This is a genomic window from Vibrio sp. V43_P6S15P86, assembly GCF_009904725.1.
GTDB classification, from domain to species: Bacteria; Pseudomonadota; Gammaproteobacteria; order Enterobacterales; family Vibrionaceae; genus Vibrio; species Vibrio diabolicus.
The window spans coordinates 1-6,953 of record NZ_WXWT01000255.1 but is presented as its reverse complement, the minus strand read 5'-3'; the positions used below and the strand labels follow the sequence as shown (position 1 = coordinate 6,953).

5 protein-coding genes are annotated in these 6,953 nt (G+C 45.5%); 2 read left to right on the top strand and 3 right to left on the bottom strand.

Annotated features, from left to right (window positions below; genetic code table 11):
* Positions 1–169: 169 nt before the first annotated feature.
* The 3 genes from clpB to rluD form a co-directional block, all read right to left on the bottom strand.
* Positions 170–2,743 carry an ATP-dependent chaperone ClpB gene (clpB, locus tag CAG69_RS11500; RefSeq protein ID WP_005397478.1) on the bottom strand — a complete coding sequence of 858 codons (2,574 nt, stop codon included), beginning with the start codon at positions 2,741–2,743 and terminating at the stop codon, positions 170–172.
* Positions 2,744–2,887: 144 nt separating this feature from the next.
* Positions 2,888–3,616, bottom strand: a complete 729-nt coding sequence (pgeF, locus tag CAG69_RS11495; RefSeq protein WP_161444264.1) for a peptidoglycan editing factor PgeF — start codon at positions 3,614–3,616, stop codon at positions 2,888–2,890.
* A 1-nt stretch (position 3,617) separates the two neighbouring features.
* Positions 3,618–4,595: a 23S rRNA pseudouridine(1911/1915/1917) synthase RluD gene (gene rluD / locus CAG69_RS11490; protein WP_005385913.1), complete on the bottom strand. Its 978-nt coding sequence runs from the start codon at positions 4,593–4,595 to the stop codon at positions 3,618–3,620.
* Positions 4,596–4,731: 136 nt separating this feature from the next.
* Between rluD and CAG69_RS11485 the strand changes: the two genes are divergently transcribed.
* Positions 4,732–5,460, top strand: a complete 729-nt coding sequence (locus CAG69_RS11485; RefSeq protein ID WP_006743118.1) for an outer membrane protein assembly factor BamD — start codon at positions 4,732–4,734, stop codon at positions 5,458–5,460.
* 171 nt (positions 5,461–5,631) lie between these two features.
* A partial coding sequence (locus CAG69_RS11480) for a lytic transglycosylase F (RefSeq protein ID WP_161444266.1) occupies positions 5,632–6,953 on the top strand: 1,322 nt, incomplete at its 3' end.

Sequence of the window (6,953 nt, the reverse complement as noted above, 5' to 3'; positions counted from 1 at the left end):
GCGCATTATAGGGCGTTCATTAAGGAACACAAGTGCATTTTTTAAAAAAACTCACCTTTTTAGTTCATTCGTATAGAAAACAGGCAAAAGGTTCTAAAACATTATAGAAAAGGGGCCAAATGGCCCCTTGAGTGTGATTTTTATCTCATTTCTTATTGTATCTGTGCAATTACTGATGGGCACGAATTTGGTCATTAGTAACGATTAGCTGCACTTTCTTGTCTGGAACAATTTCACCAGAAAGAATCGATTTGGCTAATGGGTTCTCGACATTCTGTTGAATTGCGCGTTTTAAAGGACGCGCACCGTATACAGGGTCGAAACCAACTTGAGCGATCAAATCAAGTGCTTTGTCAGAAACCTCTAGTTGATAGCCTTTTTCTTCTAGTCGTTTCGCCAAACGTTCCAATTGAATAGAAGCGATGGACTTGATGTGTTCTTGACCAAGTGGATGGAACACCACGATTTCGTCAACACGGTTCAAGAACTCAGGACGGAAGTGTTTGCTAACCACATCCATTACCTCACTCTTGATACCTTGATAGTCTAACGTTGCGAAATTCTCTTGGATACGAGATGAACCCAAGTTCGATGTCATGATCACCACCGTATTACGGAAGTCAACAGTACGGCCTTGACCATCCGTTAAACGCCCATCATCGAGAACTTGCAGCAGAATGTTAAATACATCCGGATGCGCTTTCTCTACTTCATCTAACAAAATTACCGAATACGGCTTGCGACGAACCGCTTCCGTTAAGTAACCACCCTCTTCATATCCGACATAGCCTGGAGGCGCACCCACCAATCTGGCCACTGAGTGTTTCTCCATGAACTCAGACATGTCGATACGGACCATCGCATCTTCGCTGTCGAACATAAAGCTCGCAAGTGTCTTACAAAGCTCTGTTTTACCTACACCAGTTGGACCTAAGAATAAGAAGGAGCCAATTGGTCGGTTTGGATCAGAAAGCCCAGCTCGACTACGACGAATGGCATTCGATACAACAGAGACCGCTTCGCTTTGCCCTACCACACGATTATGCAGTACGTCTTCCATACGAAGTAGTTTCTCTTTTTCCGCTTCTAGCATCTTGGATACTGGGATGCCAGTTTGCTTAGAAAGTACTTCTGCAATCTCGTTGTCGGTTACTTTATTACGCAATAGTGTCATTTCCTGCATTTCCGCTTGGGTTGCAAGATCTAACTGCTTCTCAAGTTCAGGAATACGACCATATTGAAGTTCCGACATGCGGTTTAGATCACCAGCTCGGCGAGCAAACTCCATATCCATACGAGCTTGTTCAAGCTCAGACTTAATATGTTGAGTGCCAGAAAGTGCGGCTTTTTCTGTATTCCAAACCTCTTCTAGTTCAGCGTACTCACGTTCTTTTTCATTGAGTTCTTCATTAAGCGCTTTCAAACGCTTTTCACTCGCTTCGTCGTGCTCGTTACTAAGCGCCTGTTGCTCAATCTTAAGTTGGATGATTTTACGTTCAAGCTTATCTAATGACTCTGGCTTAGAGTCAATTTGTAAACGAATACTTGAAGCCGCTTCATCAATTAAGTCGATCGCTTTATCTGGCAGTTGACGGTCAGAAACATAACGATGTGACAAACTCGCCGCTGCAACAATCGCTGGGTCAGTAATTTCAACGTGATGATGAAGCTCATAACGCTCCTTCAAGCCACGTAAAATCGCCACGGTATCCTCAACGGTCGGCTCATCCACCAGCACTTTTTGGAAACGACGTTCTAACGCCGCATCTTTTTCGATGTACTGACGATATTCATCCAGTGTTGTTGCGCCAACACAGTGCAGTTCACCACGGGCTAATGCAGGTTTGAGCATGTTCCCCGCATCCATTGAGCCTTCACCTTTACCCGCACCAACCATAGTGTGGAGCTCGTCGATAAACAGAATGACATTACCTTCTTCTTTTGCGAGTTCATTCAATACCGACTTCAAGCGCTCTTCAAATTCACCACGGTACTTAGCACCAGCAACCAGTGCGCCCATATCTAATGACAGCACGCGGCGACCACGCAAACCTTCTGGCACTTCATTGTTAACTATGCGCTGCGCTAAGCCTTCAACAATTGCGGTCTTACCTACGCCAGGTTCACCGATGATCACAGGGTTGTTTTTAGTACGGCGCTGCAATACTTGGATGGTACGGCGAATTTCATCATCACGGCCAATAACCGGATCCAGTTTGCCCTGTTCTGCTCGCTCGGTCAGGTCAATGGTGAACTTTTCCAATGCTTGGCGAAGCTCTTCTGCATTCGGATCATTAACCTTTTGACCACCTCTGATCTTTTCGATTGCTTGGCTAACTTTTTGCTCTGTTAAACCGATCTCTTTGAGTAATTGCCCCAATGGTCCGCGATCTTCTAAAGCAGCAAGCAGGAAGATTTCAGACGAGATATAGGAGTCTTGACGCTTTTGCGCCACTTTGTCACACAGGTTAAACAACGTGCCCATCGAACTAGAGAGCTGTACATCTCCACCGATGCCACTGACTTTTGGTAATCGATCTAGCATTTCACTCAATTTAGAGCGTAAATGCGTTACGTCCACATCCAGCATAGTAAGCAATGGACGAATTGGACTGCCATTTTGGTCAAGCAAAGCCACCATTAGGTGAACTGGCTCGATATATTGATGATCGCGCCCTAACGCTAGTGATTGAGCATCAGAGATAGCGATTTGAAACTTACTTGTGAATCGATCAAGACGCATATCTACCTTCCTAACCTCAACTAAAGGAAATTCTTTTGACAGTTAGAAAGATGGATACTCAGAGGAGGAATTTCAAGGGAGTGAATGAATAAAGATAGCTTTGCAAAAATAGCACTATGCATCTTGGCACTTTAGTGCTTATAACTAATCTTCAATCCAAATAAAGGTGGCTTGCCGACCAGTTTTACCATCACGGCGATACGAATAAAAAGAGGCTTTATCTTGGTAAGTACAAAGTCCAGAGTCAAACACTTGTGTCACACCAGCTCGATTTAGACGTTGCGTTGCCAGCTTTGACATATCAGCCAACCATTTACCTTTAGCCTCTCGTGGCATAAAAGCTTGATGCGCCTGTGAGTCAAAATCAACAAAAGCTTGCAGAACATCTTCACCCACTTCAAAGGCTTGAGGGCCAATGGCAGGGCCAAGCCACGCTATCACTTCACCTGAAAATAACGCTAATGCATTTTCGACAATACCATTTGCTAAGCCGCGCCAACCTGCATGAACGGCGGCTACCTGAGTGCCTTGTGTATTCGTCAATAATACAGGTAGACAATCGGCGGTCATCGCTGAACAAACAACATGGCTTGAAGAAGTAAATACACCGTCCGCATCAAGCACTTGTGTTGTTGGTTCATTTGCTTGAGCCACAACAGTCGAATGTGTTTGGTTTAACCAGATTGGCGCATTGGGCATGTTCGTCTGCTGCGCCAACCAAGCTCGGTTCTTCTCTACTAAAGACAAATCATCCCCAACGTGAGTACCTAAATTTAGCCCTTGATAAGGGCCTGTCGAAAAACCGCCTATACGTGTTGAGGCAAAAGCTTTGACATTTTTAGGCGCACGCCAATTCGGAATGATTGTCTTCATCTTAGAACTCTTCCGGTAAACCGTGCTCTTCCGTATCTTGGCGAAGCGCTTCAGTCATCGCCACCATGTCATCAGGCACAGGGGCATGGAACTCAAGTACTTCTCCCGTAATTGGATGTTCAAAGCGTAGCATTACGGCGTGCAATGCTTGGCGGTCAAAGCCACGGATCATTGCCGTTAGCTCTTCAGAAGCACCTGTCGGGATGCGAGCACGTCCACCATATGCAATATCACCAAGCAGCGGATGCTGAAGGTAAGACATGTGCACACGGATCTGGTGCGTACGACCCGTTTCAAGACGCAGACGGATACGTGTGTGTTCGCGGAAACGTTCAGCGACACGGTAGTGCGTTACCGCTGGTTTACCCATTGGTGCTACCGCCATAAGCGTGCGCTTAGTAGAGTGACGACCAATAGGTTGGTCCACTTTACCGCCCGCTGTCATACGACCAATAGCGATCGCTTCGTACTCACGAGTAATATTACGTTTTTGCAGTGCGCGAACCAGGCGAGTTTGTGCTGGTACAGTTTTCGCCACCACCATCAGACCCGTTGTGTCTTTATCCAGACGGTGCACAATGCCCGCACGAGGCACTTCTGCGATATCAGGGTAATGATGCAACAACGCATTAAGCACCGTACCATCTGGCGTACCGGCACCTGGGTGAACCACAAAGTCACGAGGCTTATTGATAACGATAATATCGTCATCTTCAAAAACGATATCTAGCGGGATATCTTGCGCTTCCCAGCGTTCTTCATCTTCTAACTCGGCTTGCAATGTAATTTCCTCGCCACCCATTACTTTGGTGCGAGGTTTGGTGACAACTTCACCATTAACTTGAACTTTCCCATCAAGCAGCCACTCTTTCAGGCGCGAGCGAGAGAAGTCCGCGAATAATTCGGCGATAGCTTGGTCTAAACGTTGACCTAACTGGCTATCTTTTACGGTATTTGTTAATACAATCTGCTGAGCCATATCGAACTTTTTTAAAAACTGTGAGACTAATGCTCACGACTGTGAAAAAATAGACTATTACGTCATTGTATCTGTTACTGGAAAGAAAGTAACGGCAGCTTAAGAAATATTTAGATTCAAGGAACAGACTCCTGATATGAAACGTCAGACTTTAACAGGCCTTTTAGCGGTATCCCTTCTGTTTGGATGTGCAAGCAAAGAAGAAATCGTTCCTGATGTGCCGCCTTCGGAACTGTATGCAGACGCACAGATTTCTCTTCAAAGTGGTAATTGGCTTTCTGCAATTGAGAAACTGGAAGCATTAGACTCACGTTACCCATTCGGTGCCTACTCAGAACAGGTGCAGCTTGACCTAATCTATGCGTACTACAAAAACGACGACCTTGCTTTGGGCTTGGCAACCATTTCTCGCTTTATGCGTTTAAACCCAACCCATGAAAAAATGGACTGGGTACTGTACATGCGCGGCCTAAGCCATATGGCGCAAGATCGTAACTTTATGCATGATCTGTTCAGCGTAGATCGAAGCGATCGCGATCCTGAGCCAGTAAAAAAAGCGTTTGATGACTTCAAAAAACTGCTTCAACGCTACCCGAACAGTCCATACGCAGAAGACTCACAAAAACGCATGGTTGCGCTGAAAAATCGCCTAGCGAACTATGATTTAGCGACGGCTGACTTCTACCTCCGCCGTGAAGCCTGGGTAGCTGCAATTAATCGCAGTCAAGAGCTACAAAAAGCATTCCCAGACACCGAAGCGGCACGTAAGTCACTGACTATCCAGCTAGAGGCCTACAAGCAACTCGGTTTGGAAGACGCCGTAGCAAGAACTGAAAAGCTTATCGAGCTCAACCCTGTGAAGTAACTGAGCCGCTTCAAACTAAACCGCCACCGTTTTTACCATGGCGGTTTTTTATTACCCGCAATAGCGTGTTCTGCCCTTGCTTGATGATCTACGGGGCTCTACATATGCTTAAAGTTCCCCTCCCCTTTATAAAAGGATGTGAACGTGACGATACCTAAGCTATGCGCAGTTATGCTGCTCTTATTGTCTGCTTCCGTTTGCGCACTGCAAATATCACCACTCAAGCAACCTCCTTACACTGGGGACCTCGATGTTATTAAAGAGAAGAATGTTTTACGTGTCCTCGTTTCTGCTGATCTAGGCTTCTATTACATTGAGGGCGGTACACCAAAAGGAATAGGTGCTGAGCTCCTGGCGCATTTCGAAAAAGACCTTCGTAAGCTCAAACCGAAACTTAACGTACAAATTATTCCTCTAGCCCGTGACCAACTTCTGCCAGCCTTAGAAAATGGCTCCGGTGATCTAGTCGTCGCCAACCTGACCATTACCAACACACGTAAACAGAAAGTCGATTTTAGTTCACCCATTCTTACTGGTATTGACGAGTGGATAGTCACGAACAAAAGCACACCAGCCATGACTAACATTGAGCAACTGAGCGGCAAAGAGGTTTGGGTACGTGCCAGTTCTAGCTACTTTGAGAGTATTCAAGCACTAAATAAGAAGCTAAATAAAAAAGGCTTGCCACCCGTTGTCGTACATTTTATTGAAGAAACACTGCAAGACTACGAACTGGTTGGGATGCTCAATAACGGCTACGTCAAAGCCATTGTTCTCGATAGCCATAAAGCCAAACTTTGGCTGAAAGTGATGGATGATATTCGAGCTCACCCAGAAATTCCTATTCGTGAAAATGGTAAAATCGCTTGGGCAATGCGGGAAAACAGCCCAAGTTTGAAAGCCGTCGTGAACAAGTTTATTCATAAATCTCGTTCTGGAACACTGCTCGGTAACGTCATTTACGGAAAATACATCGATAACACAGGTTGGCTAAACAAAGCCCTTAACCCCAACAAAATTGCTCAACTAGAAAAGCTTGCTACGTTGTTTTCACGCTATGGCGAGAAGTACGATATCGACTATCTACTGATCGCAGCCGTCGCTTATAAAGAGTCCGGCTTTAATAACGACCTCGTTGGAAGTCGAGGTGCAGTCGGCATAATGCAAGTTCTACCCAGCACGGCTCGAGACCCTAATATCAATATCAAAAACGTTCGGCAGCTAGAAAACAATATTCATGCTGGCGTGAAGTATTTAGCATTTTTGCGTAAGCAGTACTTCAGTGATCCTGCTATTACGGCGGAAAATAAACTCTACTTTACCTTAGCTGCTTACAATGCTGGCCCCGGGAATGTAGAACGAATTCGTAAACGTGCAGCCCAGCAAGGCTACGATCCTAATGTTTGGTTCAATAACGTGGAAGTCGTTATGCGGAAAAGTTTAAGCTCAACGGTTGGATACGTCACAAGCATTAATCGCTATTACGTTATATA

Bases quoted from the DNA above. Each gene is read 5' to 3' on its own strand.
- clpB (WP_005397478.1), bottom strand. From the start codon at position 2,743: ATGCGTCTTGATCGATTCACAAGTAAGTTTCAAATCGCTATCTCTGAT.
- pgeF (WP_161444264.1), bottom strand. From the start codon at position 3,616: ATGAAGACAATCATTCCGAATTGGCGTGCGCCTAAAAATGTCAAAGCT.
- rluD (WP_005385913.1), bottom strand. From the start codon at position 4,595: ATGGCTCAGCAGATTGTATTAACAAATACCGTAAAAGATAGCCAGTTA.
- CAG69_RS11485 (WP_006743118.1), top strand. From the start codon at position 4,732: ATGAAACGTCAGACTTTAACAGGCCTTTTAGCGGTATCCCTTCTGTTT.